This is a genomic window from Bacillus cereus group sp. Bce019, assembly GCF_051781745.1.
Lineage (GTDB): Bacteria > Bacillota > Bacilli > Bacillales > Bacillaceae_G > Bacillus_A > Bacillus_A cereus.
The window spans coordinates 1-252 of sequence record NZ_JBPWJX010000255.1 but is presented as its reverse complement, the minus strand read 5'-3'; the positions used below and the strand labels follow the sequence as shown (position 1 = coordinate 252).

Sequence of the window (252 nt, the reverse complement as noted above, 5' to 3'; positions counted from 1 at the left end):
AGGTGGAATACTAGGACTAGTTGCGCATATTTCAATTTATATATATATAGTTAAAGGTTATATGAAACGTCATAATAAAGAAAGTTTAGTACAAAATATTATTATTTCAATAGTGCTGACAAATGGAATTTCGAATATATGCCAAGATAACCTTAATTTTTTATATTGGTTTTTCTTAGGTAGTGGAGTGTATGTAACCAGTGCTTTATTTTCTAAAAATAAAATAGAAAATAATAAAAAAGAGAAAACTAC

The 252-nt window shown here is 25.0% G+C and carries 1 pseudogene; it reads left to right on the top strand.

Annotation, left to right across the window (positions count from 1 at the left end):
- Nucleotides 1-61: 61 nt before the first annotated feature.
- Nucleotides 62-252: pseudogene (locus ACS2QP_RS28235) on the top strand (O-antigen ligase family protein); the annotation flags it as partial.